This is a genomic window from Tessaracoccus luoxuelianae (assembly GCF_054483915.1).
In genome coordinates this window covers 1,632,402-1,656,704 of record NZ_CM137013.1, presented here as the reverse complement: position 1 = coordinate 1,656,704, position 24,303 = coordinate 1,632,402, and the positions used below count along the sequence as shown (strand labels likewise).

Here is a 24,303-nt window from a genome sequence, read left to right as displayed (position 1 = left end):
GATGAACGTCCGATCGAACTGGCACGGCGGGACGACGTCATCAACCGCGATCATAGAGGAAAGTGGACCCGAGTCGGGTGGCGCGCATCGGTCGCTTCATTGCATATTGCGCTGGGTGAGAGCCGGTGTTCCGTTGTGGGGTGAGCCAGTGTTCCGTTGACGGCTGAGCCATGGTGACGCCGCGGTCGGCCGCGGTTTCGCGTGTGGGACGTTCGTCGGGTCCGTGCCGTTGGGGCACGGTCGTGACGAGAGGGGTCGCCTTCGATGGTCGACTACAAGAGGATTCTTCAGCTTCGTGCTGAGGGGGTGAGCCAGCGCGGGATCGCTGACGCGTTGGGGTGTTCACGTAACACGGTGGCGGGGGTGTTCACGGCGGCGGACTCGGCTGGTGTCGGGTTCGGGCAGGTGGCGGACCTCGGGGCTGAGGAGGTCCGCCACCTGTTGCTGCCGGAGCCGGTGAGGCCGGACTCTGGGCGGGCTGCACCAGATTTCGAGTATGTGCACCGGGAGCTGGGTCGGCCGTCGGTGACATTGCTGGTGTTGTGGAACGAGTACGTGGCGAAGTGCCGCTCGACGGGCGAGGTGCCGTACCAGTATTCGTTCTTCAACGAACAGTACCGCCGCTGGATTAAGTCGACGGGGGCGTCGATGCGGATCCAGCGCAGCCCCGGGGAGTCGGTCGAGGTCGACTGGGCCGGGGACCCGATGTGGTTCGCGGACCCGCTGAGCGGGACCCCGACCCAGGCGTGGGTGTTCGTGGCGGCGTTGTCGTTCAGCGCCTACACCTATGTGGAGGCATTCACCGACATGACGCTGTCGTCGTGGATCGAGGGCCACGTGCATGCGTTCGAGCAGTTCGGGGGCGCGGGTCGTCTGCTGGTGCCTGACAACCTCCGCACGGGGGTCTCGCGGGCGGACCGGTACGAGCCGGCGTTGAACCCGGCCTACGCCCAGTTGGCGGAGCATTACGGCACCGCGATCATCCCGGCCCGCGTGAAACGTCCCCGCGACAAGCCAGTGGTCGAAGGCAGCGTCCGGTTCGTCGCAGGACAGGTCGCCGCGATACTGCGCAACCGTCAGTTCGTCGGGTTGGCGGAGCTGAACGAGGCCATCTTCGACCAGGTCGCCGCGATCAACGCCCGCCCGTTCCAGAAACGGGAGGACTCCCGGGTGGTGGTGTTCGAACGCGACGAGAAGCCGCTCCTGATGCCGCTGCCGCCGATCGGATTCGAGCTGGCCGATCTCCGCAAGGCGAAAGTGGGGCCGAACTATCACGTCCAGGTTGACCGGAACTTCTACTCGGTCCCCGCGAGGCTGATCGGTGAATCGCTGGATGTCCGGGTCACCTCCAGCATCGTGGAGGCCTTCGACGGTGTCGAACGCGTCGCGTCCCATCCGCGGTTCAAGGGGGTCAGGGGCCGCTACTCGACCCTGCCCGCACACATGCCGGCCTCGCACGCGAGCCGGCTGGTGGACTGGTCACCGGAACGCTTCGAGCAGTGGGCCGCGACCGTCGGACCGAACACGCAGGCCGCGATCCGCGCGATCCTCGGCTCACGCAAGATCGTCGAGCAGTCCTACCGGTCATGCCTGGGGGTGATGTCGGCTCTTCGTACCTGAGCGTGGGGTCAGATGCTTAGACCGCCGCCGATGAGGAGCATTCTGAGGCGGTAGTTGTCGGGGTCGCGGAACCCTCTGGCGACGCGGCGGGCGAGTTCGATCAACCCGTTGATGCTCTCGGTTCCGCCATTGTTGGCACCGCCGGTGGTGAAGTAGCCCAGGAACGCGTCGCGCCACTGGTTCAGCGTCCGGCCGAGGCGGGCGATCTCCGGGATCGGACACGACGGGAACGTGGCGAGGATCTTCTCCGCGACCCTGCGCCCGTCGGCGTGACAGGACTGGTGATAGACCGAGCGGAGCTGTTGGGCGCAGTGCCAGGCGACCTCGACTTCGACGTGGCGGTCGTCGGCTGTGAACGCGGTCTCGAGGCGGGTCTTCTGTCGGTCGGTGAGGTGTTCCTGCCCGGCGCGCAGCAGGTTGCGGATCCGATACAGCGGATCGTCTCGGCGACCGCGGTGGCCGTGGATGTCCTGCTGGACCCGGCGACGGACCTCATCGACCGCGGCCGTCCCGAGCTTGACTACGTGGAACGCATCGAGCACCGCAACGGCGTCCTCCAACTGGTCGTCGATGGCGTTCTTGTAGCCGTGGAACGGGTCCAGGGTGGCGATCGCGATCCCTTTCCGGAACGTGTCCCCGCGGTCACGCAGCCAGGTCTTGTGGCTCTTCGTACCTGAGCGTGGGGTCAGATGCTTAGACCGCCGCCGATGAGGAGCATTCTGAGGCGGTAGTTGTCGGGGTCGCGGAACCCTCTGGCGACGCGGCGGGCGAGTTCGATCAACCCGTTGATGCTCTCGGTTCCGCCATTGTTGGCACCGCCGGTGGTGAAGTAGCCCAGGAACGCGTCGCGCCACTGGTTCAGCGTCCGGCCGAGGCGGGCGATCTCCGGGATCGGACACGACGGGAACGTGGCGAGGATCTTCTCCGCGACCCTGCGCCCGTCGGCGTGACAGGACTGGTGATAGACCGAGCGGAGCTGTTGGGCGCAGTGCCAGGCGACCTCGACTTCGACGTGGCGGTCGTCGGCTGTGAACGCGGTCTCGAGGCGGGTCTTCTGTCGGTCGGTGAGGTGTTCCTGCCCGGCGCGCAGCAGGTTGCGGATCCGATACAGCGGATCGTCTCGGCGACCGCGGTGGCCGTGGATGTCCTGCTGGACCCGGCGACGGACCTCATCGACCGCGGCCGTCCCGAGCTTGACTACGTGGAACGCATCGAGCACCGCAACGGCGTCCTCCAACTGGTCGTCGATGGCGTTCTTGTAGCCGTGGAACGGGTCCAGGGTGGCGATCGCGATCCCTTTCCGGAACGTGTCCCCGCGGTCACGCAGCCAGGTCTTGTAGGCCTCACCCGAGCGGCCCGGGACCAGATCGAGGAGCCGGGCCCGGACGCGTCCCTCCTTGTCGCGGGTGAGATCGACCATGCCGGTGAACTCCTTCGGCCCGCGCCCGCCCTGGTCGACGGGCTTGGTGGAGACGTGATGCCAAATGTGTTCGTCGACGCCCAGCGAGGTGACGCCGGCGAAGCGGGCCTCGTCGTCGGCGGCGGCTTCAAGGATCGGCTTGACGGCTCGCCACAGCGTCCTCCAGGTGCAGCCGAGCTGCCGGGCCATCCCCTGGACCGAGGCGTTCTCCCGTCGCAGCTGCCCGATCGCCCACGACGTGGCGCGGCTGGTGAGCAGCGCTCTGGGTCGCGCGATGTCGGGGTTCTGTTCCGTGAATGAGTTCACCGGACACATCGGATCGGGACAGAGCCAGCGTCGTTTCCGCCACCACAACCGCACCGGTGCCGTGAAGCACGGCGCGTCGATCAGCTTCACCTTCTGCCTGCCATGGGCATGCGCGATCACGCCGCAGGCGGGGCAGCCCATCACCTCCGGTCGGACGGATTCGACCTCAACCCTGAGCCCAGCGTCGTCGCGCTGGACGCCGATCACGTGGAGCCCGGGCAGGCCCAGCAGAAGGTCGCAGCGCTGGCAGTAGCCGCCGGAGGCACGGCAGCAGGAAGTAGAATCAGGCATCGTCGAGGTCCTTGAAGATCAGGTGGTGTGGTAACCCCGATTCTTGAGGGCCTCGACCCCCTTCACCCCGCCGACACGCCCACCATCGGATCCACGCTCACCCCACGCTCAAGTAAGAAGAGCCGGTCTTGTAGGCCTCACCCGAGCGGCCCGGGACCAGATCGAGGAGCCGGGCCCGGACGCGTCCCTCCTTGTCGCGGGTGAGATCGACCATGCCGGTGAACTCCTTCGGCCCGCGCCCGCCCTGGTCGACGGGCTTGGTGGAGACGTGATGCCAAATGTGTTCGTCGACGCCCAGCGAGGTGACGCCGGCGAAGCGGGCCTCGTCGTCGGCGGCGGCTTCAAGGATCGGCTTGACGGCTCGCCACAGCGTCCTCCAGGTGCAGCCGAGCTGCCGGGCCATCCCCTGGACCGAGGCGTTCTCCCGTCGCAGCTGCCCGATCGCCCACGACGTGGCGCGGCTGGTGAGCAGCGCTCTGGGTCGCGCGATGTCGGGGTTCTGTTCCGTGAATGAGTTCACCGGACACATCGGATCGGGACAGAGCCAGCGTCGTTTCCGCCACCACAACCGCACCGGTGCCGTGAAGCACGGCGCGTCGATCAGCTTCACCTTCTGCCTGCCATGGGCATGCGCGATCACGCCGCAGGCGGGGCAGCCCATCACCTCCGGTCGGACGGATTCGACCTCAACCCTGAGCCCAGCGTCGTCGCGCTGGACGCCGATCACGTGGAGCCCGGGCAGGCCCAGCAGAAGGTCGCAGCGCTGGCAGTAGCCGCCGGAGGCACGGCAGCAGGAAGTAGAATCAGGCATCGTCGAGGTCCTTGAAGATCAGGTGGTGTGGTAACCCCGATTCTTGAGGGCCTCGACCCCCTTCACCCCGCCGACACGCCCACCATCGGATCCACGCTCACCCCACGCTCAAGTAAGAAGAGCCGTGATGTCCCTGGCCAAGAGAGCCGGCGGCATGGCGAGGCTCGAGGACACCTGCGGCAGGGCCTTGGCGGCCACCCCGGCGCCGTCCTACACGCTGATCAAGAAGCTGTGGGCCGGATGGACACCGGTCCCGACACCGCCGCCGCCATCCTTGGGTGATGCAGGGTTCGTCCGCGGCGCTGACTACTACGGGAGCCGGGCATGATCGACATCGAAACCCTCACCCGGCTCAAGACCATGCGGCTCTCGGGGATGGCCGAGTACTTCGAGAACCTCGCCGACACCACCACCGCGGCCCCGCTGAACGGCCCAGAGCTGGTCAAACAGGCCGTCGACTGGGAATACGAACGGCGCCGTGACAGCAAGCTGCACCGACTCCGCAGGCAAGCCGGCCTCGCGCAACCCGGAGCCGACATCGCCGACCTCAAAGCCATGCCCGGACGCAGCGTCGACGCCGAGTTGATCAGCCGGCTGGCGATCGGCTCCTACCTGGTCAAACACCAAGACGTCATCCTGCAAGGACCCACCGGAGCCGGGAAAACCTACGTCGCCTGCGCCCTGGGGAACAAGGCCTGCCAGCAGTACCGCAGAGTGCTCTACCTGTCCGCCGATGAACTGTTCGACCGGATCACCATCGCTGAGCGCACCGGCGACAAGAAACGATGCCTCGACACCCTGGTCAAGATCGAGCTGCTGATCATCGACGACTGGTTCCTCACACCCCCGAGCCGGCCCCAGGTCCAGCAACTCCACACCCTGATCGACCGGCGCCACAAGACCACCTCAACGATCTACTGCACCCAGCTGCCGCCCGGTCAATGGCACGACCGGATGGAAGAGAAGATCCTCGCCGACGCCATCGTCGACCGGATCACCACCAACGCGCACGCCACCGTCCTCAACTGCGACGACTCCATGCGCAAACACTTCACCCAGCTCGAGTGACCAAACGTTGGGGGCCGACCAGCCGTCGGCCCCCAACGCCCCACGGTCCACCCCTGCCCGCCGCAGTGGCTCACCGCCGCCCGGAACACTGGCTCACCACACAGCGGAACACCGGCCCTACCTGAGCGCAATATCCACTTCATTCAGCTCCTGCCGCGAAGTCTCTCCGAACTCTGGTCCATTCGCCGGTCGCTTTGACGCATACGGCAAAGACGACGACGACGCCTAGGAGCTTGACTGTGAGGGCGGGTACGCCCTCTGGGACGTCTACGCCTGTCTGCAGGAGTATAGAGACACCGAACGTCATGACAGCCACAATCGAGTGTGCCCGCACTTGACTTAGCATCGACCCGATCGATCGGGAGAAACATGCCCGCATCAGATACCGATACTCGATCAGGAACTTCACGATGACCCCGAGCAGGACCCCCGACGACAGCACCGCCAAACTGCCCGATACCGCCCCTAGCACCGCTAGCGATATCGCGACGAGCGACACACTGAGACCGCTGCGGAACATCGCCCTCGTAGCACCCATGCTCTGAAAAACTGGTCCGGCACTGACCACACACATCTGAAACCAAATCCCTAGAGACAGAATCTGGAATGGCACAACAGCGTCAATCCAGCGACTTCCGAGCACGACAATGATAATGTCATGGGCAGCTCCGAACGCAATCGCACCGACGACGATCCCTATCAGCGAGAGCAGTCGAAACACGCGCACATACTGCGCAAAAACAACGTTCGGCAGACTCTGATTCCGCGAGAGAATCGGGAGCAGGAGTGGGTTGATTACAAAAGTCACGTTACTCACAGGATAGTTCGTTAGCACAAGCGCTTGGCTATATACACCCAACGAAGCCGGGCCCATGATCATCCCAACAAGAAGTCCGTCGACATTCCGAGCCAGATAGCGAGTGAGGCTGGAAGCGTAATCATACATCGAGAAACCGGCGATCTTCGCCACCACAGAGCGCGGAATGCGGAACTTGAGCGGCAGTCGAGTCTCGGCCCAGTTCCCAACAAACATGGATAGCGCAACCCAAAAGGATACCAGCAATAGAGAGGCTGGCCCCAGTCCGACAAACGCTGCGAGTATTGCCCCAGATACCCCCAAGACCGTTCCGATGAGCTGGCGAAGTCCAACAGCACCGAGCCTTCCTTCGGATAGAAGTACGCCGCTCGGGACCGCATTCAGTACCGTGAGCGCAAGTGTGGTTGAGGAGATGAGGCCCAAGCACGCGTAGATCCAGTCATTTAGCACGATCGCCACAACCACTGCTACGCTCAAGAAAACTACAAAAACGACACCGGCCATGACTGCAGAAAGCCCGAATAGAGCTGCGATATCTCGCTCTCCTAGAGCCCTATTTTGGACAACAGCCGCGCTCAGCCCGGCTGTTCCGATAATCGCGAAAAGCCCAGAGACTGCCTGTATCAACGCGACGACGCCAAAGTCACCGGGCGACAGAAGCCGAGCCAAAAGCATAGTGCTCCCGAGTGTCAACATGAGAGATACGTAGCGCGCACCGAGATTTCCGAATACACCCCTTCTCACGACGGAATACCTCCTTTAATCACTCAGTATGGAAGGCCAGCCGGCCGCCGATGTCATGACCACCCAGCCGAAAGCGCTACCCTCGGCCGAGTCGTCCCCACACCACGTGCTTCGAGGCACTCGACGAGCAGACATTCGGAGTGCGAGCCGAATCCTCATCTCGCATTTGAACCGTGCCAACCCACGATCTGCGTAAAGCCAAGAACCCATTAACCCAGAAAGGGAAGGCGCTAGCTGCGCACTTGCCGGAAGAAGACCCTGCCAGTTCACGCATTAAGCACGAAACGAAGCTGCGCCTCCCATGCGAGGTGCTCGACACTCCCACGAATACTCTCAGACGCGATGTCGAGCTCGTCAGCCCACTGTACAATCTCGCCAAGATCAAGCGGACCTTCGGGTACCTGAAGCGCATACACAGCATCGGTGAAGTCAGTGTCACGAAGCCCGTAGAAGAACGGGATTCCGCGCGCCGCATACTCTCGATGCTTGAGGGGCTGAACTTGAGAAAGCCCGCGTGTGCTTGATTCCTCGAGATTACCGACAGCTAGTGTCGTATTCGCGAACACGTCAGTCAGTTCTTCGCCATACAGCGCTCCATGGAAAACGACCAAGGCCTTGACAAGATCGGATCCCGAGGAAAGGCGCCGAAGGTGCTCCAACTCAGGTCCATCTCCAACAATATGAACCGCGGAGATTCGATCGCCCCCATTGCACAAATAGTCGCTGAAGGCTAGGAGCAGGCGCTCGACTTGATGCCAACTCTCCAAAGAGGACACGCACGTGATCACGATCTTGGAAGGGCCAGTGCGGCGACTTGTCATGGGAATTTCGGCGAAATCCACCCCGTTCGACATCGGAATGCAGCGAACTCCAAAGATGATGCTTTCGCCTGACGAAGTCACTATGGCGTATACCGCGAACCTTAGGAATACCCTGCTGACTCGGTCCATTAGCGCGAGCGCACGCGAGCGCATCTCGGAATCATACGGATAGGTGGGCACCTCGAAGAGCACTCGGATGCCCCGCCAACGCAATACTAGGAGCCACAGGATGGTGAAGAGGTCAAGAATGGGCGGCTTTCGTAGATATAGCACATCGATATCTTTCCGAGAGAGCTCTCGATAGATCATCCAGTAGAGACTCGGATAGCGCCACAGGAGATTCGCAAGAGCATTTGCCCGTCCACCATATCTCAACCTAACCTGTGAATCCCCGAACAGGTACGTATCCACTAGACCTTCGGATTGACTCTCGAGCACGAGCAAGTCCCTCAGCTCTCCGTTATCTTTCAAGCTCGTGAATGCTCGCGCCTGGGCACGAATCTTAGTATAGACGCTCCAGCGACGGGGCACGATAGCAACGAATGCCGCCCCCTTGACCTGATTCATATTGGGCTCCGTTCTATGGCCATATTCCGACTATCATCGCGTTCAAGACTACATTGTTAGTAAAGAATTCAACAGCAAGACTCTCCTGCAGAGGAAACAGGACTTGAACGGCGAAGAACGCTGATACATAGCCCATTATTGCGATCACGAAGGCGGCATAACGGGACCCTCTGGACCTCATCGCGGAAAGAGCAACAAAGAATGCGAGGTAATAGAGGATGTGCATGTTTCTCGGAAATCGCCAGAAGTTCGACGATAAGACATAGAGCGGCATGGCTAGGAAAGCCAGTTTGCTGGCATTCAGAGCCATTGTAGACAGCCGGTACTCTAGACTGGGAGCCTCAGAAGGATCGAATCGTTCGTGATCTTCATGAAGTACAGTCCACGCGCGACGCAGGAGAAAGTAACTCCATACTTGGGCAGCAACCAGTACGAGGAAGCCCGTTCTAGCCCGTGTTTCAAGGTAGGCATCGAACCTGTCACTACCCGTCAGCATACTCACGAACTGGCTCGCGTTGAGAGACAGCCCAGGGAAGGCCAGGAGAAAGGCGAGAGCAATAGAACCCACGTAAATGGGCCAGTTTGACTTCATTCGAACCATTGGGACCAGGCCCAAGAGCGCATACACGATCGCGGTCTGGTGAAAGGTTGTGGCTACAATTACTGAAATGAAGAAGAAGAGTCGATTTCTGACGCCGCCAAGGAGTAAGTATCGACTGGCATGAATTACGACGGCTAAGGCAAGGAAGTTGCGCAATTGTACCGCATCAAAGACGAGGGGGTAGAGGAGATATAGAGGATAGACGAAGTTGCCCGCCCCAGGGAACATCCGAACTGTTCGGTTGATGAGAAGCAGGCCAATCAGACCCACTGATGCGACGAAATCTTGATAGCTCAACCCTGCGCTGGACGATTGCTCGAACATCAATTGGAAGCCGGACTCGAACACTGAAACCCTGTCATCTGATGCGGAGTTCTTCGCTAGCGTATATCGCCGGAGATATGCGTCGTAGTCCGGGTTGCTACTATTCCCAACGAACACGACCACGATCACGAGAAAGACTATCGCGGATAGCAGCCGATCCTTACGGCCGGACATGACCGTTATCAAGCTTAGCACTGATGACCCAATTACAATGCCGAAGTACACCCCTGTGGCAATCATTGCGTAGATCTCCCCCGATGCAGTTTAGCAATTTGCACCTCTAGCTTCAACCTAGTTATTCTAGGCTCCTCCTCCGTAGGTCGACTGACCCCCCTCAAACGGTTCACAAGCCGGCGAAGCTGATGCCTTCGCAGCTCTGACACAAGATACCTACTGTAACTGGCGTTATGTTTGAGCGAATAGTACTTCCTGGATTCAAGTCTCCAGATGAGTCTTGTGAGGGACTCACCGGACTCACCGCCGCCTTCCAGATGCACGATTCGACGTTCATGAAAGAATTTCGTCGCAAGCCCGCGTCCAGAAATCCGACGAAAGAGATCCGGCTCCTCGTTATACATGAAAATGTTCTCGTCAAAGCCGCCTACCTCCATAAAAACGCACCGACGGACGAATAGGTTTGCTCCCGAGGTGAACATTCGATTCGCCGCGAAGAGGCCATAGCGGTTAGCAATTCGAATCAGCAGGTTTGCAGCGAATCCGTTAGCGTCAATCCAGAAAAATGACATCAACTTGCCCCCATCGCGGTCGACCAGCTGCATGCCGAAGCACCCGAGTCGGGGATCCTGATCAAAGGCGTGCGACGCGAAATCAAGGACCGGCTCAACGAGCTCTGTATCGGGATTTAGAAAGAGAAGATATTCACTCGCACTAACGCTTGCTCCCACGTTGTTCCCATGCCCGAATCCACGATTCTCATTGGAGACGAACCGTACCACGGGCTTTGTGTCCAAGAACTTCACACCGAGTGCCGTTATGACCTCATCGCGCGGGCTGTTGTCGACAACCACGATCTCCAGCAAGTCGCGGGCCGGACTGTATTGAAGAACCGATTCGATGCAGGCCTGCACTAAGTCAGCGCCGTAGTACGCGACGATAATAACGGAGAATCGCCCGATCTCGCCATACTCCTCACGTCTTGCGCATTGGTCTATTCTTCTGTCCATTCCAGGCTCCTCGGGCCTATCGCCAGCACTCGTCTCCGCTTCAGGGGAAGTTGTCTCGCGTGCCTGGGAAGATGATGACGGGTCGTCGACGATCACGGGAGCCGTTCGTCAGAGGCCAAGGCGAGTGCTTTTATTGGATCCATGTTCGGTTTCACGCTAGACCACCGCTGAAATAGTATCGGGGTGCAGAGGATCGAAGAGGTCATTGCTCCAAAAGTGTGTGTAGAGCGCCCGTGATCCCGTGTTGGCAACACTAGGATCTGTGTCTCGGGCCTCGATCCTGATGATAGATGTGGCCGTTGGTGAACTAACGGTCAGCGCTTCTTTGAGCGCCGCGGCCGAGGTGGCGAGATTGAGTTCGCCGATTACTGGTTCCAGGACAATCGCAGAAGTGGCCACCTCAACGTAGGACTTGACCTGACGCTCCGCATAGGTAGCACCTTGCGATAGTTCACCCGCAGTGCCCCCGCTGTCGACAGAAATGAACACCGAAGAGATGGGCGTGTACGTGGGTTTCTGCAAGAGGGTAACTAGGGCCGCTACTATCACGCAGACAAGAAGGGCAGCCAACGTGCTTGTCCAATAACGCCTTAGAATCCGAAGGAACTGCTCAAACTCCATGGACATCCTCGATTGACCTCACCATCAGAAGCGGTGGACTGCTGGGTGCTCAGGCTAGGAGAAGACAAGCGTCTCCCCCCAACGCTGAGTCATACAATAATATGACTTGCGGCTCAGACTAAATCGGCGGAAGAGGGTCCATGAAGGCGTTGCGGCACCTAGCCTCGATCGTTCATGGCGGAGTGAGCGACGCGTGCGGTAGATTGGCCGGAGTGCCTTCTGACTACGGGATACTTGGACTTGCGACTGTTCAAGACCCCTGAAGCGGAAGGCACTCCGTAGGTGAAGCGTACGTCGTGGTCCACCGGTATGTCCGTGACCGGCGATGGTGGCGCGATCATCGGCCGCGCCGGCAGCATCGGGCTCAGGATGCTGGCCGAGAACACCGGCCTGACCGGGGCCCTGTCGACGGCGATGGTCCGGCGTTCGTTCGTCCCCTCTGTGCATGATCGCGGCGAGGTCCTCACCGATGTCGCGGTACTGCTCGCCGACGGCGGCGAGGCGATCTCCGACATCGACGAGGTCACCGACGCCAGGCGTGGAAAGATCCAGACGGCCCGGGCCCGTGTCCGGCGCCACGTCTGGGCCCAACTGACAGCCGCAGGTGGGGTTCCGGCCTCTCGGGTCGCCGGGACCGATCTTGGCAGCACGGTGGTGTTGGATGTCGATGCCACGATCGTGGTCACCCACTCGGAGAAAGAGCTCGCGTCGCCGACGTTCAAACGAACTCTCGGGTATCACCCGATCGGTGTGTGGTGCGACAACACGGGCGAGTTCCTCGCCGCCGCGCTGCACGTGCTCATCTACGCCGATGGCTTTCACGCCGTCGAACCTGGTCGGGTCGTCGATCAGGACCCGCCTGCCCTCGGCCAGGACCGCCGCGTTGGCGGTGTTCCACGACACCCCGAGCCCTTCGGCGACCCGGGCGACGGTGAGGTGCTAACGACCAGGCCCTCCAACGCCCACCGCAGCCCGCGGCGTGACAGCTTCGCCCGCGGTTCCGCGGCGAGGCTGGTGTCTTGCCGCCACACATGCCCGCAGCCGGTGCAGCGGTAGCGACGGATCGCGACCAGCGACGTGGTCGGCCGCCAGCCGAACGGCTCGTGCGCCAACGGCCGCGTCACGGTGTCACGCGCCACGCCTTCGCAGCCGCAGCGTCGGCACCACTGATCCGGCTCCACGACCCGGCAGGCGAGCACAGCACGGCCAGGCTCCAACTGTTGGCCGGTGACCTCCAGGCCGAGCTCGTCGAGGCGACAGAACGAGGTCAGGTCAGGGCAGGCGAACCCCCGCCCCAGGGGTAGCATCAGACACGTCGAGGTCTTCCAGATGGGCAGTGTGAGAACTTCCATCATCAGGAGACCTCGACCCCTACCCGGCCCGACGCGCTGAACGGTCTCCTACACCCTCATCTGTGATGAGCCCGTTCATAGGCGTCGGCCAGCCCGCAACAGGCGACGGTGAGACGCTCTCCATGGCTCAGGCTGAGATCGTCTACCAATTCTGCTGAGGGCACTCCGTCTTTGGGCTGTTCGACTACGAGACAGGGCGGCGGGGCCCCGCTGCGGCTGGCTCCGCGGCCCACTGCTCACTGCCTGGATCAGTGACGCGCTTCGGCCGATCGCTGCGGCCCTTCGTGTGAACATCCGGCTCAGCGCGGTAGTACTTCGAGGTGTAGCTGCCGTAGCCGTATCCGAAGGTGGCCTCACCCAGATCCTTCTTGCCGACTTTGTTGAGCACCACGCCCAGGAGGCTGCCGTCCACCTGCCGGATCTTCCGGGCGGCGACGCCGAGCTGCTCGGCCTTGGTCTTCCCCGACTGGACCACCACCACGGCACCGTCCGCGGACGATGTGAGGAGCGCCGCGTCGGTGACCGGGAGGAGCGGCGGGGCGTCGATGATCACGGTGTGCGCCTTGCTGAGATGCGCGATCAGGCTCTTCATCCGGCTGGACCCCACCATCTCAGCCGGGTTCGGTGGGATTCGTCCGGCCGGGAGCACGGTCAGGTTGTGGTGGCGGGTGGGCAGGATGGCGTCGGTGAGCTTCGCGGTGCCGGCCAGCACCTGGCTCAGACCGACTGCGCCGTCGAGGCCCATGCGCTCAGCCTGCACTGGGCGGCGCAGGTCAGCGTCGATGAGGATGGTCGGTTCCCCCGCGTCGGCGAGCATTCCGGCGATGTTCGCGGCGAGAGTGGACTTGCCCTCCCCCTCTGTCGAGGAGGTGATCACGATGCTCTTCGGGGGGTTGTCGACGCTCACGAAGCGCAGGTTGGTTCGGATCTGGCGGATGGCCTCAGCGGCGGCTCCGGTTCCAGAGACCAGTCCGGTCTTCCCACTGAAATCGGAGCTGGAGGGCACGATGCCCAGCGCGCTGGACTCGGCGATCTCCTCCGCGTCGCTGGCGTGGCGGATCCGGTGGTCGAGGCCCTCCCTAACGATCAGGGTCCCCAGGCCTGCCATCAGGCCAAGAAGTGCGCCGAGGGCGAGGTTGACCTTGTAGTTGGGTGACACCGGGTTGACGGGCTTCTCAGCCTGCTCCACAGGTACGATCCGCACCACGGTGTCTCCCGAGCTCTCGCCGGAGACGGTCAGAGTCTCAAGAGCGTTCGCCTCGATGGAGGTGGCCCGGATGGCCGCGTCGGCCATGGAGGCCGCGAGATCCGGGGAGTCTGCCGTGGCCGTGATGGTGAAGATGACGCCTTCTGTGGTGCCCTCGAGATTGCCGACTACCGGCTCCGACGTAGCGAGCTCCAGTTCGGCGGTTACCCTCTCGGCAACGGAGCGGCTCCTCACCAGGGGAAGATAGGTCTCCGCCTTCTCTGCAGCCAGGCTGCTGCCGGCGAACGCATCGCCGACCGTGGCGGAGTTGCCTGCTACCACGTAGCCGGTGGAGGTGGCCGAGTAGAGGACGGGCTGCAGCAGGGAAACCAGGAGTCCGGTCAGCACTCCGCCGCCGAAGATCATGGCCATGATGGGCCAGCCTCGTCGGATCAATGCCCAGTAATGCGCCAAACCCACTTGCTCTCTCCCCCACTCACGGTCATCAAGCCCTGAAGCTTCCTGGACTCTAGCACGGACCGTTTACCACAGATCTCAGCCGAACGTGGAGGTGAGGCATCATCACTCCGAGCGCCTCTGCGGTTTCAGCCACCTTCGTAGCCAACTCGTCAGTCGGCGAATTCTCTTGCCGAGTCCGAGCTGGCCCTCTGCAGAGGAGTTGGCCCTCAAGACGTGACCCGCGTAGCCAAACACTCCAAGTAGGCGCCGTCGGCTTCCCCGTGGGGCTGCTCGAACTCTCGCCAGAAGCCTCAAGGGCCCACGGGGAGCGTCCATCAGGCCTGCTGACGTGGCCCAGAACGTGTATTCAGGACGATCCTGGAACTGCTGAATCCCCCCGACCGAGACCGCGAGGGCCACTTCCGCATCAAGCTGGTGCGCAAGGGCCCGGATGTTCTCCCGATCGGCAGCGGTGGCCAGCGCCCAGATCCGCTGTGCCTCGGAATCGTAGGTCCTAGGGTTCCTGGCGGCGTGCAGGAGGAGGAGAAGCCGATGAGCAGTGGGCGCAGGCACCGTGCACGCCGCATGAGCGACTTGCTCCGACGTCCTCTCTCGCCACAGCCTCTCAAACGCGTCTGAGGACGAGATTCGGATCCCGGGGAAGCGGACGTGAACGTCCAGCTGACCGAGCTGCGCGTGATACCAGTTGGCCGAGTGTTCCAACAAACCCCCACTCATGAGGCCGATGACCTCTGTCCAGCCGTTCCCAGCCAAGGCGCTCAGGAACACCTTGACCTGGTCTGGACGAACGATCACGTCGGCATCATTGCTGTGCCGCTCGTATCCGCGCACGTCGAACGTGGCAGCTGGACCCTTGATATGCAGAATGTCGACGCCTGCTTCATCAGCGACGGCCTGAACGACGGCGTGTGCCAGGTGGACCCTGAGCGCGACAGGAATCAGGGGGGGCTCACCCATCACAACACCTCGAGGAGGACTCCAGCACGGCCCAGCGAAGCCGCGCTCCGGCCATGGGCTGCCCCGCCACCTGACGCCGGGGAGCGCCGAACCGGACCATGGCCGCGTCCATGAGTTCGTCGAGGGAAGCGCCGCTGGCCGCCCGCTCTGCCGGGGAGGTGGGAAATTGCGAGAGCAGCACCACCTCGTCAGGTGGGAGGAGCGCGAGAGGCTCACGGTCACGGATGAAAACGTCGATCTCATGATCTCGGCGGTCTCGCGTCGTTATGTGTGTGCGACGGTCAGGCGGATGGTGACGCGGCGGCTGAGTCGATTCAGCGCGGCCCGGATGAGTTCTGGATCGTCGATGGCCGGAGGCGCGAGCGGCAACGGGTATGCGCGAAGCGACGATTCGGCTCGAGGCGCGAGGCAGCGGTGCCACGACTTCGTGACTGCTTCGGTGAAGCCGGGATGAACCCGATTGTCGATCTGGAGGTTCAGCCGCACGCCCAGAGCTTGGAGAGGAACGGTTGTGAGGCGCGTCCATTGCCCGGAGTATAGGTCAGCTGCCGCGACGCGCCGTCACGGCGGACCGGAGTTCACTTTCGGCCGCATCTTCCACTACTGTCTGGTCTTGACCGAAAGTTAGGTCTGACAGCGTCCGATGGTGACCATCGGCGGTTACCCAAGGGGGATGGATGAGCGTCGAGCACACCGAGGACAACGTGGCAGCCAAGGGCATGCCCCGCCGCGTCGTTGTAAAGAGCGCAGCGTGGAGCGTTCCGGTCTTCGCGGCCGTGGGCGTGACCCCTGCGTTTGCTGCCTCTGGCAGCGTCAGCATCTCCGCCGGGACTCTCACTGCTTCGCGAGGGGGAACCCCCCAGACGCGCGACACTCTCACGTTTACCTGGAGGCCATCGACCAGCGCGGTGAACGCAACGATCACTGCTATCTCTGTGTCGGCGAGCGGGACCGGAAGCACCTTTTCCGCAGCTGCGGTCGGGGGCACGCACGCCAACCCGATCGTCACCTTCACAAGCCCTACGAGGAGCAGCACCTCCAACGCGGTCGATATCCTCGAGTTCACAATCTCGGCGGCGATCACCTACACCGTCCCCGGCAATCCGACGCCCCAGACGGCCACCCGAAACTTCACCGTGCAGGCTTACACAGGAATCGCGGCGGGTTCGACTAATGTGCCCCTCGAGATCAATCCTCAGTAGCCACAGGCGGAATGTGCGCTGCGGCTCAGCGATTCGCCAACCAGGCGTCCTGCTTTAGGGACGACATGAAGCCTCGAATGAGTGGGACCAGTTCCTGCCGAGGCCTCCCCACCAGCGCCGCCACTGCCCCGATCGGGTCGATGTCGTGAGTTGCGCTCAGCCAGATCATGCGCCCGGGGCCCTTCAGCTGGATCGTCTCCCCTGACGGGAGCCGTGTGAGGTAGAGCTCCTCCCCCAGCCCGATCTCCGTGCCGTCGATCCAGGCGATATCGTCGGGCACTCGGTAGAGGGGCGCGTCGGGGGTCTCCATGGCTCTATTCTTGCGGACGCGGGAGGGGGTGACCATGCGGCATGCTGTGCGCCTGATCTCGTGGCTCGCGCTCCTTGCCGCAGCCGGGCTGGGCGTGCTCTATCTGCTACCTCCATGGCAGCTCCTGGGTGAGACGGTCCTCATCACGGCGTCGTTGATCCCCTACGGTCTGCCTCTCGCCGCCGCCGCCCTCGCGCTGCTCGCCCTGGTCGGTTCCCGGCGGCCGGCACTCGCGCTGGCCTGTGTGGTACTCCTGATGCACCTGCTCATCGCTCGACCGTACTGGCGTGGAGACGTCCCCGCGCCACCGTCGGATCTCATCACGGTGATGACGATGAACATGCGGTGCAACACCCCCGGCGATGAGGAGCTGGCGCGGCTCCTGCGCGAGTCCAACCCGGATGTGGCCGTGGTCAACGGGCTGGGGCGAAGGTCGCGGAGCATGCTGATCGAGGCGCTTGCCGACCAGTACACCACCGCCGCGTTCTCCCCCATGCCGGGCAACCCCGTGTGCGGCACGGTCGTGTTCACCGACCTGCCGTTCGACGGGTGGGTGGCCACTCAGCAGCAGCCGACAGCGCTCATGCGGGCGCCGGGTTTCGAGTTCGCGCTCGTCGCCGTCGACATCCCCACCCCCACCGACGGGATCACGCCATGGGTGGGGTCCTTCGACGAGTTCATCGAGGACGTGGCCGGCTTGACGGACCGTCCGGTGGTGGCCGTCGGGGACTTCAACGCCGTGCTTGAGCACGAGCCGATGCGACGCCTCACGGCTGAGACTGGGTTGCGTGACGCCGTCGTCGGGTCGGGGCTGGGGTGGATGCCTACGTTTCCAGGAGACGGTATGGTTCCGCCGGTGGTTGCGCTGGACCACGTGATGGTGTCGCCGGGGTTGGTGGCGTCGTCGGCGTGGACGGAGTCGGTGTCGGGGCAGGCCCATCGGGCGTTGCTCGTGACTGTGGGGATTACCGAGTAGACACCGCCGAGGATGCGTCGGGGTGAGGTTTCAGCGAACGGTGCAGCGGCCGGCCACCGTATGGTGACCGGCCGCTGCCGTCGTTGCTGGACCGGCTACTTGAAGATGTCCTTGACCTTCTCGCCGGCCTGCTTGATGTCGGCCGAGGTCTGGTCGGCCTTGCCCTCGGCTTCGAGGCGCTCGTTGTCGGTGGCCTTGCCGAGGCCTTCCTTGACCTTGCCTCCCGCTTCCTCAGCGGCGTTGCGGATCTTGTCGTCGGCTCCCATGATTCCTCCTGTGGGGTAGATGGTCACCTATCTCATACCCACATTTGGGGGGACTCAAACGGTGTGTCGCGGTGTGGTCGGGTCTCAGCAGGGTTTCAGCACCGGGTTCCAGGGGTTTCGACGCACTCGCGCCGCTTCGCGGGCGTGTGGCTCAACCAGCGGGGTTCCGGCCGTGAGGAGCGGGCCACGCGCGTCGGGGCTCGGCCTTGGGGTACGGCGAGGCGCGCCAGGAGCCGGGCGCGTATGATCCGATGCCAGTAACCAAGACAGGCCAGCAATGAGGAGGACCTGTGTCGTTGAACGGCGCACGCCCTTCAGTCATCGTGATCGGCGATCTCTGCCTCGACCACAACGAGGTGGCCGGGCGCGTGCTCGAGCCGTCGTGGGGGTCGCCCGCGCTGTTCATCGCCAGACAGCTGCAGCAGGAATACGGTCTCCGTGCCCTGGTCAGCGGCCCCTACGGCGAGGACCTGCTGCCATTCCTTGGCGGAATCGCGTGCGATCGTTGGCCCTCGGGCCAGCGCTCCTTGTCGTACAAGAACGTCGCCGAGCCCGCACCGTCGGGCGAGGAGGGGGCAGCGGTCCCAGGCAGGGTCCAGCACTGGCGCCCCGCGGACCGCCCACTGCAGCCGATCAGCCCCCACACCAACTGGGCCACCTTCGACCTCGTCTACTTCTGCCCCCTCGTCCCGGATCAGGATCGGGCAGCGGACATCAAGGAGTTCCGCGCCGCGCGCCAGGACGGCCATGCCGTTCACGTCCTCGTGGCGCAAGGCCTCATGCGGGTCAGCGGCGAGCCGAGCGGCAAACACTACAGGCGGGTGGAGCGCCGCGACATCACCGACGCCGAGGCAGCCACCTGGTCATGCTTCGACATCGTCGTCTTCTCCGACGAGGACCAGAGTGACGCGCTCGCCAAGGCGATCCGCTGGTCGGCCCATGGCGGGGCGGGCGGCACCGGCTTCGTGGTGACCCAAGGCCGGCGGGGCGCCACCCTGTGCTTCCAGGGCAGGGCGATCCCCATCCCGACGCGGCCGGTCACCGACGAGTCCACCTCGGTGGGCGCCGGGGACGCCTTCGCCGCCACGATGGGGCTGGAGTTCTACCAGGCGTATGTCGTCGAGGCCATGAGCAGACCTGCGGCGCTTCGTCGAGCGACGGAGAGGGCAACTGCGGCGGCCTCCGCGCGCGTGCTGGCAGGCGTGTCGGTATCGGCCGAAACCCGGTAGCGGGGGTCCCGGCGGACGCGGGGGTAGAGTGAGGGATCCCCCGGGCCGCCGTGGCTCTGGACTTCACCCTGAGGGTGGTGATCGGATGGCTGAGCAGGTGACGGATCACTCTGGCCTGGACGGATCGGAGTTCGACGGGTTCCTGACCTTCGCCGAGGTGGCGGCGCAGTTCGACCAGTTGTCGGACCGCCTCCGGGCGACGGAGAAGCCCCTGGCCAACGCGTTGGTGGAGGCCGCAATCGAGATGGCGGGCGCGCAATGGGGCACCATCACGCTTCAGGACGGAGACGAGTTCCGTTCTCTGGTGGTCAGCGACGACTTCTCACTCCAACTGGACCTCCTGCAGTACGCCTTCGGCTCAGGGCCCTGCCTGGACGCCATCAAACACGACACCCCCTTCATGGTGCCCGACCTCCGTCACGAGAACCGCTGGCCGGAATACACCGCAAGCGCCCGAAAGATGGGCGTGCGCAGCATCTTCGCCCAACCCCTCCACCTCATGGATCAGGACCGCACCATCGCGAGCCTGAACCTGTACGCGGACACCGAAGACGCCTTCCGCGACAGGGCGAACTCGGGCGAGGCGGCGGTGGTGTCGACGTTCGCCGCCATGGGCACCTCGATCGCGCTGAGCCAGTCCAAGGCCGAGCAGTTGGAGAGCGCGCTGCGCACCAACCGGGAGATCGCCATGGCGATGGGCGTCCTCATGGGCCGCCACTCCATCAGCCGCGACGCCGCCCTCAACCTCATGCGGCTGGCGAGCCAACACTCCAACCTGAAGATGTCCGTCATCGCCGACGAGATCATCACCACCGGCGAACTGCCGATGGCCCGCGTCAGACGCGGTGGCGCTGCAACCACATCTCCAACACGGTCAACTGCCACAACCCATTGACCCCGGCCGGAAGCAGGCTCCCCCGCTGCGCCGCCAGCAGCGCCTCCATCACCTGAGGCTGCAGGAGATGGAACGCGGGCGCCCTAAACTGGGGCGCGCAACTGCCGACGCGATCAGGGAGGCCCACCAGCGTGCTCGTTCTCCACGCCCTCTGGATTCCCGGAAAACGGAGCGCCGCAGTGTGGGCCGAAGACTCGGAGGCGATGATCACCAGCCCGAGCCAGGCCCTGCGGCAAGCCCGCCCGCACCCCTTCGCCGCCACCACGGCGGCGCTCGAGGCCCTGGTTCCCGGAACTCCCTCGACGGCGACGGTTCTCCTGCCATCACTGCGGAAGGCGCCCTTGGATTCGCCTGTCCTGTTCCGCATCACGCCGCGACGGCAGCCCGCCACCCGGCCCTCGGCGCTTGAGTGGAGGGTCCCGGTGCTCATGCTGGACCCGGCGAAGGTCGAAACCAGCCTCGCCCCCCTCGTCGACCCCGCCGCAGCTGACACCCCACCCGGACAGTGGCAGGACGTCGACGTGCGCCCCGCCCCGTCGCTGCGACACCTGTTCGACGTGGCCCGCTACGCCGCCGAGCTCGTCGAACGTGGGCGGGTGCTGCCCGCTCTCGCGAACGCCCAGGCATGTCCCGAGGCGCGCTGGAGAGCCGTGCTGACGGGGCAGGACGCCGCGGCAGCGGTAGCGCTCATCGCCGCCGCTCCCCCGTCCGTCCGCGCCGCGAGCCCAACCTCCAGTGCCGCCACGCTCGTCTCAGAGGCGCTGGACACCATCGCCGACGCGCTCGCCCGCACACAGCTGGTGGGATCGATCCTTCCGCCACGACGAGGCCGGCGCCCCGCTCGGCTGCCCGCCGCGGAGGCATGGGTGGAGGCCCTCACCGGGCCGGATGCACGGTTCGACGCCGACCCCGACGAGCTACGAGAGCTCGACGAGCGACTGCAACCGTGGGCCGACGCCCGCGTGGAAACCCCCGGCCCGGCGCAGCTCGTCCTGCGGCTGCGAGACCCGAACGTGCACGCTTCGCCGGAGGACGCATTTCTCGACGCTCAACCGGCGACCGCCCCGCCCGCGGCCGACGCAGGCCCGGACGCGGCAGCGGCACCCACCTGGGAACTGGAGTTCCTGCTGCGCTCGCGCACTGATCCGAGCCTGCTGGTCGACGCCCCGCGCATCTGGGGCGGCGACGGCTCCCTGGCCCGCTGGCTGGAACGACCACGCGAGGTACTGCTGACCGAGCTCGCCCGTGCCCAGCGCGCGTTCCCCCGCTTGGAGGCCGGGCTCCGACAGGCCCAGCCATCCGGCCTCAGCCTCGACGCCGAGGCCACCTACGACTTCCTCACCCAGGGCGCCACCGCCCTCGACGAAGCCGGCTTCGAAGTTCTGCTCCCCGCCTGGTGGCGTCGGCCCGCCCGCGTGGGGCTGCGCCTCAGCGCCACACCGTCGGACCACGGTGAGACTGGCTTCGGGTTCGGGCGCGATCAGTTGTGCGAGTTCCGCTGGGACCTTGCCGTCGGGGAACACGGGCTGAGTGACGATGAGATCGCGGTGCTCTCCGCCGCGAAGTCCCCGCTCGTGCAACTCCGCGGCCAATGGGTGGCCATCGATCCCGCCCAGCTGGCGCGTGGCCTGGAGTTCCTGCGCAGCGAAGGCACCGGCCGCCGGTCCGCCGCCGAACTGCTCACCCTCGCGCTCAGCCATCCCGACGACCTCGAGCTACCCCTTCCTCTGACGGACGTGGCTGCCGAAGGTTGGCTGGGCGACGTGCTCGTCGGCACCGTGCCCGACACAGTGACCGGCATCGAGCCGCCAGACAGCTTCACCGCCACGCTGAGGCCGTACCAGCACCGCGGCTTGGACTGGCTCTCCTTCCTCGGCCGTTTAGGGCTGGGCGCTTGCCTCGCCGACGACATGGGACTCGGCAAGACCATTCAGCTCCTCGCCCTCGAGTCGACGGCCCGCCACCGTGCCGCAGACAGCGCAGACAGCCCGACGGCCCCCACCCTGCTCCTGTGCCCGATGTCGCTCATCGGCAACTGGGAGGCCGAGGCGGCCAGGTTCGCGCCGGCGCTGAGGGTGCACGCGCACCACGGCCCGGAGCGGCTGCGGGACGAGGACCTCACCGCCGCCCTGGCCGGCACCGACATCGTCGTGACCACCTACGCCACCGCCCTGAACGACATGGACCAGCTCGCGGAGGTCGAGTGGGAGCGGGTGGTGCTCGACGAGGCTCAGGCCATCAAGAACCGGCTGTCGCGTACCGCCAAGGCCGTGCGCCGCCTGCAGGCCGGCCAGCGCATCGCCCTCACCGGGACACCGGTGGAGAACCGGCTCACCGAGCTGTGGTCCATCATGGACTTCCTCAACCCCGGCGTCCTCGGCTCGCCCGAGCTGTTCCGCGCCCGCTTCTCGACCCCGATCGAGCGCCACCGCGACGACGACGCCGCCAAGCTGCTGCGACGCGTGACCCGCCCCTACATCCTGCGCAGGGTCAAAACCGATCCGGCCGTCATCGACGACCTGCCCGAGAAGATCGAGATCAAACAGCACTACAGACTCACGGTCGAGCAGGCCTCCCTGTACCAGGCGGTGGTCGACGAGATGATGCAGCGGATCGAGGGATCCGAGGGCATCGAGCGGCGCGGCAACGTGCTCGCGGCGATGACCAAGCTCAAGCAGGTCTGCAATCACCCGGCGCAGCTGCTGCATGACCGCTCCCCGATCGGCCGACGCTCCGGCAAGATCATCCGCTTGGAGGACATCCTCGACGAGATCCTCGCCGAGGGCGACCGCGTCCTGTGTTTCACGCAGTACACCGAGTTCGCCGAGCTGCTCGTGCCGCACCTCGCGGCGCGCTTCGACACCGACCCCGCCTACCTGTCGGGCAGCACCTCGCGCGAGCGGCGCAGTGAACTCGTCGAGCGGTTCCAATCAGGCGAGGGTTCACCCCTGTTCGTGTTGTCGCTGAAGGCCGGCGGAACCGGGCTGAACCTGACGGCCGCGAACCACGTCATCCACCTCGACCGGTGGTGGAACCCCGCCGTGGAGGACCAGGCCACGGACCGGGCGTTCCGGATCGGTCAGAAACGCAACGTCCAGGTGCGCAAGTTCATCGGCACCGGCACACTGGAGGAGCGCATCGATCAGATGATCGACGAGAAGAAGGAACTGGCGAACATGGTCGTCGGCGACGGCGAAGCGTGGCTGACCGAGCTGTCCTCCGCCCAGCTGCGCGACCTGTTCGCCCTGTCGAAGGACGCCGTCGGTGAGTAGCGGCTTCGATCCACGGTTCTTCCCGCCGTCGACGCCTCGCGCCGTCGAGGGTGGCTTGCGGGCGAGGAGTGCTCGGGGGAAGATCGCCAACACCTGGTGGTCCACCCGCTTCATCCAGGTGCTTGAGGACACCGGGATAGGGGGTCGGCTGTCCAGGGGCCGCAACTACGCCCGTCGGGGCCAGGTGATCTCACTCGAGCTGAGCCCCGGGCAGGTGAGCGCCGCCGTCCAGGGTTCACGCGCCCGCCCGTACCGGGTGCGCATCGGGGTCACGGCGTACGGGAAGGACCAGTGGGCAAGGGTTGAGGAGGCGCTGGCCGCCGATGCCTGGTTCGTCGCACAGCTCCTGGCAGGTGAGATGCCGCCCGACATTGAGGGGGTCTTCGAGTGTCTCGGCCTGGCGCTGTTCCCGCAGAGCGCCGACGACCTGTCGCTGGATTGCTCGTGCCCTGACTGGAGCGTGCCCTGCAAGCATCTGGCCGCGGTGTTCTACCTGCTTGCCGAACGATTCGATGCCGATCCCTTCGAGATCCTCGCCTGGCGTGGCCGCGACAGGGAGGATCTGCTCTCCCGCCTCGACGCCGTCGTCTCCGACGACTCGGAGGGCTCGGAGGGCTCGGAGGGTTCGGATGCGGTAACGCCGCTGACGGAGCTGCTCGAGGTGTTCTACGTTGCCGCGGCGCCGTCGCTCCGGTCGCCTACCGTGACCGGGCCGAACCTGCTGGATCAGCTCCCCCGCGTGCCGGTCACGGTGCGCGGCCGCCCGCTGGCCGAGGTGCTACGCCCCGCCTACGACGAATTCGCGGCTCTCCAGGACGGCAGCCACCCGACGGCGGGGAATCCCTCGCAGCGACGCCTGAGGCGCCCCGGGAGGCCAAGGCCACTCGAATCTACTCTAAGCGGTTTAGAGTAGATTCGAGTAGCCCGAGAGTGGGTGTGCATCCTTCCTGAAGATGTCCGTCATCGCCGACGAGATCATCACC

General features: G+C 64.4%; 21 protein-coding genes and 2 pseudogenes. 9 read left to right on the top strand and 14 right to left on the bottom strand.

All coding sequences use genetic code 11. From position 1 onward, the window contains the following. Positions 1-264: 264 nt before the first annotated feature. On the top strand, positions 265-1,620 hold the full coding sequence (gene istA / locus ACX1D1_RS07360) for an IS21 family transposase (RefSeq protein WP_459056497.1): 1,356 nt from the start codon (positions 265-267) through the stop codon (positions 1,618-1,620). An 8-nt stretch (positions 1,621-1,628) separates the two neighbouring features. On the opposite strand, the gene ACX1D1_RS07355 is transcribed toward istA, so the two are convergent. The 3 genes from ACX1D1_RS07355 to ACX1D1_RS07345 form a co-directional block, all read right to left on the bottom strand. Further along, entirely contained in the window at positions 1,629-2,270 is a 642-nt protein-coding gene (locus ACX1D1_RS07355) for a transposase (protein WP_459056555.1), read from the bottom strand. 35 nt (positions 2,271-2,305) lie between these two features. Next, positions 2,306-3,637 carry an ISL3 family transposase gene (locus ACX1D1_RS07350; protein WP_459054753.1) on the bottom strand — a complete coding sequence of 444 codons (1,332 nt, stop codon included), beginning with the start codon at positions 3,635-3,637 and terminating at the stop codon, positions 2,306-2,308. Positions 3,638-3,734: 97 nt separating this feature from the next. Continuing rightward, entirely contained in the window at positions 3,735-4,448 is a 714-nt protein-coding gene (locus tag ACX1D1_RS07345) for a helix-turn-helix domain-containing protein (RefSeq protein WP_459056496.1), read from the bottom strand. 127 nt (positions 4,449-4,575) lie between these two features. Here ACX1D1_RS07345 and ACX1D1_RS07340 point away from each other — a divergent pair, with 127 nt between their 5' ends. Both ACX1D1_RS07340 and ACX1D1_RS07335 read left to right on the top strand, forming a co-directional pair. Beyond that, on the top strand, positions 4,576-4,776 hold the full coding sequence (locus ACX1D1_RS07340) for a hypothetical protein (protein ID WP_459056495.1): 201 nt from the start codon (positions 4,576-4,578) through the stop codon (positions 4,774-4,776). Beyond that, positions 4,773-5,516, top strand: coding sequence for an ATP-binding protein (locus ACX1D1_RS07335; protein ID WP_459056494.1), 744 nt, complete (start codon positions 4,773-4,775; stop codon positions 5,514-5,516). The genes ACX1D1_RS07340 and ACX1D1_RS07335 overlap by 4 nt, the downstream gene beginning before the upstream one ends. A 139-nt stretch (positions 5,517-5,655) precedes the next feature. Here ACX1D1_RS07335 and ACX1D1_RS07330 read toward each other — a convergent pair whose 3' ends face one another. The 5 genes from ACX1D1_RS07330 to ACX1D1_RS07310 form a co-directional block, all read right to left on the bottom strand. Then, complete coding sequence (locus ACX1D1_RS07330) at positions 5,656-7,077, bottom strand: oligosaccharide flippase family protein (RefSeq protein ID WP_459056493.1); 1,422 nt, start codon at positions 7,075-7,077, stop codon at positions 5,656-5,658. 266 nt (positions 7,078-7,343) lie between these two features. Further along, complete coding sequence (locus ACX1D1_RS07325) at positions 7,344-8,465, bottom strand: glycosyltransferase family protein (RefSeq protein WP_459056492.1); 1,122 nt, start codon at positions 8,463-8,465, stop codon at positions 7,344-7,346. Between the two features lie 13 nt (positions 8,466-8,478). After that, the gene (locus ACX1D1_RS07320; RefSeq protein ID WP_459056491.1) at positions 8,479-9,519 is read right to left on the bottom strand and encodes an EpsG family protein; all 1,041 of its coding nucleotides are present in this window, start codon (positions 9,517-9,519) and stop codon (positions 8,479-8,481) included. A 107-nt stretch (positions 9,520-9,626) separates the two neighbouring features. Then, positions 9,627-10,670 (bottom strand): glycosyltransferase family 2 protein, encoded by a 1,044-nt coding sequence (locus tag ACX1D1_RS07315; protein ID WP_459056490.1) that lies wholly within the window; start codon positions 10,668-10,670, stop codon positions 9,627-9,629. A gap of 60 nt (positions 10,671-10,730) precedes the next feature. Continuing rightward, positions 10,731-11,195, bottom strand: a complete 465-nt coding sequence (locus ACX1D1_RS07310; RefSeq protein ID WP_459056489.1) for a YveK family protein — start codon at positions 11,193-11,195, stop codon at positions 10,731-10,733. 309 nt (positions 11,196-11,504) lie between these two features. On the opposite strand from ACX1D1_RS07310, the pseudogene ACX1D1_RS07305 reads away from it, so the two are divergent. Beyond that, positions 11,505-11,927, top strand: a pseudogene (locus tag ACX1D1_RS07305) (hypothetical protein); the annotation flags it as partial. A 54-nt stretch (positions 11,928-11,981) separates the two neighbouring features. Here ACX1D1_RS07305 and ACX1D1_RS07300 read toward each other — a convergent pair. The 5 genes and pseudogenes from ACX1D1_RS07300 to ACX1D1_RS07280 form a co-directional block, all read right to left on the bottom strand. Continuing rightward, positions 11,982-12,509, bottom strand: a pseudogene (locus ACX1D1_RS07300) (transposase); the annotation flags it as partial. A 222-nt stretch (positions 12,510-12,731) separates the two neighbouring features. Further along, positions 12,732-14,165: a tyrosine-protein kinase domain-containing protein gene (locus tag ACX1D1_RS07295; protein ID WP_459056488.1), complete on the bottom strand. Its 1,434-nt coding sequence runs from the start codon at positions 14,163-14,165 to the stop codon at positions 12,732-12,734. Positions 14,166-14,315: 150 nt separating this feature from the next. Beyond that, positions 14,316-15,170 carry a nucleotidyltransferase family protein gene (locus ACX1D1_RS07290; protein ID WP_459056487.1) on the bottom strand — a complete coding sequence of 285 codons (855 nt, stop codon included), beginning with the start codon at positions 15,168-15,170 and terminating at the stop codon, positions 14,316-14,318. A 541-nt stretch (positions 15,171-15,711) separates the two neighbouring features. Continuing rightward, on the bottom strand, positions 15,712-16,254 hold the full coding sequence (locus tag ACX1D1_RS07285; protein WP_459056486.1) for a hypothetical protein: 543 nt from the start codon (positions 16,252-16,254) through the stop codon (positions 15,712-15,714). A gap of 143 nt (positions 16,255-16,397) precedes the next feature. Next, the gene (locus ACX1D1_RS07280; protein ID WP_459056485.1) at positions 16,398-16,682 is read right to left on the bottom strand and encodes a hypothetical protein; all 285 of its coding nucleotides are present in this window, start codon (positions 16,680-16,682) and stop codon (positions 16,398-16,400) included. 34 nt (positions 16,683-16,716) lie between these two features. Between ACX1D1_RS07280 and ACX1D1_RS07275 the strand changes: the two genes are divergently transcribed. Next, positions 16,717-17,658, top strand: coding sequence for an endonuclease/exonuclease/phosphatase family protein (locus ACX1D1_RS07275; RefSeq protein ID WP_459056484.1), 942 nt, complete (start codon positions 16,717-16,719; stop codon positions 17,656-17,658). Positions 17,659-17,753: 95 nt separating this feature from the next. Here the strand turns inward: ACX1D1_RS07275 and ACX1D1_RS07270 are convergent, their stop codons facing one another. Further along, on the bottom strand, positions 17,754-17,924 hold the full coding sequence (locus ACX1D1_RS07270) for a CsbD family protein (protein WP_459056482.1): 171 nt from the start codon (positions 17,922-17,924) through the stop codon (positions 17,754-17,756). Between the two features lie 290 nt (positions 17,925-18,214). Between ACX1D1_RS07270 and ACX1D1_RS07265 the strand changes: the two genes are divergently transcribed. From ACX1D1_RS07265 to ACX1D1_RS07250, 4 genes are all read left to right on the top strand, one after another. Further along, positions 18,215-19,153 (top strand): hypothetical protein, encoded by a 939-nt coding sequence (locus ACX1D1_RS07265; RefSeq protein WP_459056481.1) that lies wholly within the window; start codon positions 18,215-18,217, stop codon positions 19,151-19,153. 85 nt (positions 19,154-19,238) lie between these two features. Further along, positions 19,239-20,048, top strand: a complete 810-nt coding sequence (locus tag ACX1D1_RS07260) for a GAF and ANTAR domain-containing protein (RefSeq protein WP_459056479.1) — start codon at positions 19,239-19,241, stop codon at positions 20,046-20,048. 203 nt (positions 20,049-20,251) lie between these two features. Then, a complete protein-coding gene (locus ACX1D1_RS07255) occupies positions 20,252-23,320 on the top strand; it encodes a DEAD/DEAH box helicase (protein ID WP_459056478.1) in 3,069 nt (1,022 codons plus the stop codon). Beyond that, on the top strand, positions 23,313-24,233 hold the full coding sequence (locus ACX1D1_RS07250) for an SWIM zinc finger family protein (RefSeq protein WP_459056477.1): 921 nt from the start codon (positions 23,313-23,315) through the stop codon (positions 24,231-24,233). Before ACX1D1_RS07255 ends, ACX1D1_RS07250 begins: the two co-directional genes overlap by 8 nt. Positions 24,234-24,303: the final 70 nt, after the last annotated feature.

Coding starts and splice junctions, on each gene's coding strand:
- ACX1D1_RS07350 (WP_459054753.1), bottom strand. CDS start 3,637: ATGCCTGATTCTACTTCCTGCTGCCGTGCCTCCGGCGGCTACTGCCAG.
- ACX1D1_RS07335 (WP_459056494.1), top strand. CDS start 4,773: ATGATCGACATCGAAACCCTCACCCGGCTCAAGACCATGCGGCTCTCG.
- ACX1D1_RS07340 (WP_459056495.1), top strand. CDS start 4,576: ATGTCCCTGGCCAAGAGAGCCGGCGGCATGGCGAGGCTCGAGGACACC.
- ACX1D1_RS07280 (WP_459056485.1), bottom strand. CDS start 16,682: ATGGAGACCCCCGACGCGCCCCTCTACCGAGTGCCCGACGATATCGCC.
- ACX1D1_RS07325 (WP_459056492.1), bottom strand. CDS start 8,465: ATGAATCAGGTCAAGGGGGCGGCATTCGTTGCTATCGTGCCCCGTCGC.
- ACX1D1_RS07255 (WP_459056478.1), top strand. CDS start 20,252: ATGATCACCAGCCCGAGCCAGGCCCTGCGGCAAGCCCGCCCGCACCCC.
- ACX1D1_RS07290 (WP_459056487.1), bottom strand. CDS start 15,170: ATGGGTGAGCCCCCCCTGATTCCTGTCGCGCTCAGGGTCCACCTGGCA.
- ACX1D1_RS07275 (WP_459056484.1), top strand. CDS start 16,717: ATGCGGCATGCTGTGCGCCTGATCTCGTGGCTCGCGCTCCTTGCCGCA.
- ACX1D1_RS07345 (WP_459056496.1), bottom strand. CDS start 4,448: ATGCCTGATTCTACTTCCTGCTGCCGTGCCTCCGGCGGCTACTGCCAG.
- ACX1D1_RS07295 (WP_459056488.1), bottom strand. CDS start 14,165: ATGGCCATGATCTTCGGCGGCGGAGTGCTGACCGGACTCCTGGTTTCC.
- ACX1D1_RS07310 (WP_459056489.1), bottom strand. CDS start 11,195: ATGGAGTTTGAGCAGTTCCTTCGGATTCTAAGGCGTTATTGGACAAGC.
- ACX1D1_RS07270 (WP_459056482.1), bottom strand. CDS start 17,924: ATGGGAGCCGACGACAAGATCCGCAACGCCGCTGAGGAAGCGGGAGGC.
- ACX1D1_RS07260 (WP_459056479.1), top strand. CDS start 19,239: ATGGCTGAGCAGGTGACGGATCACTCTGGCCTGGACGGATCGGAGTTC.
- istA (WP_459056497.1), top strand. CDS start 265: ATGGTCGACTACAAGAGGATTCTTCAGCTTCGTGCTGAGGGGGTGAGC.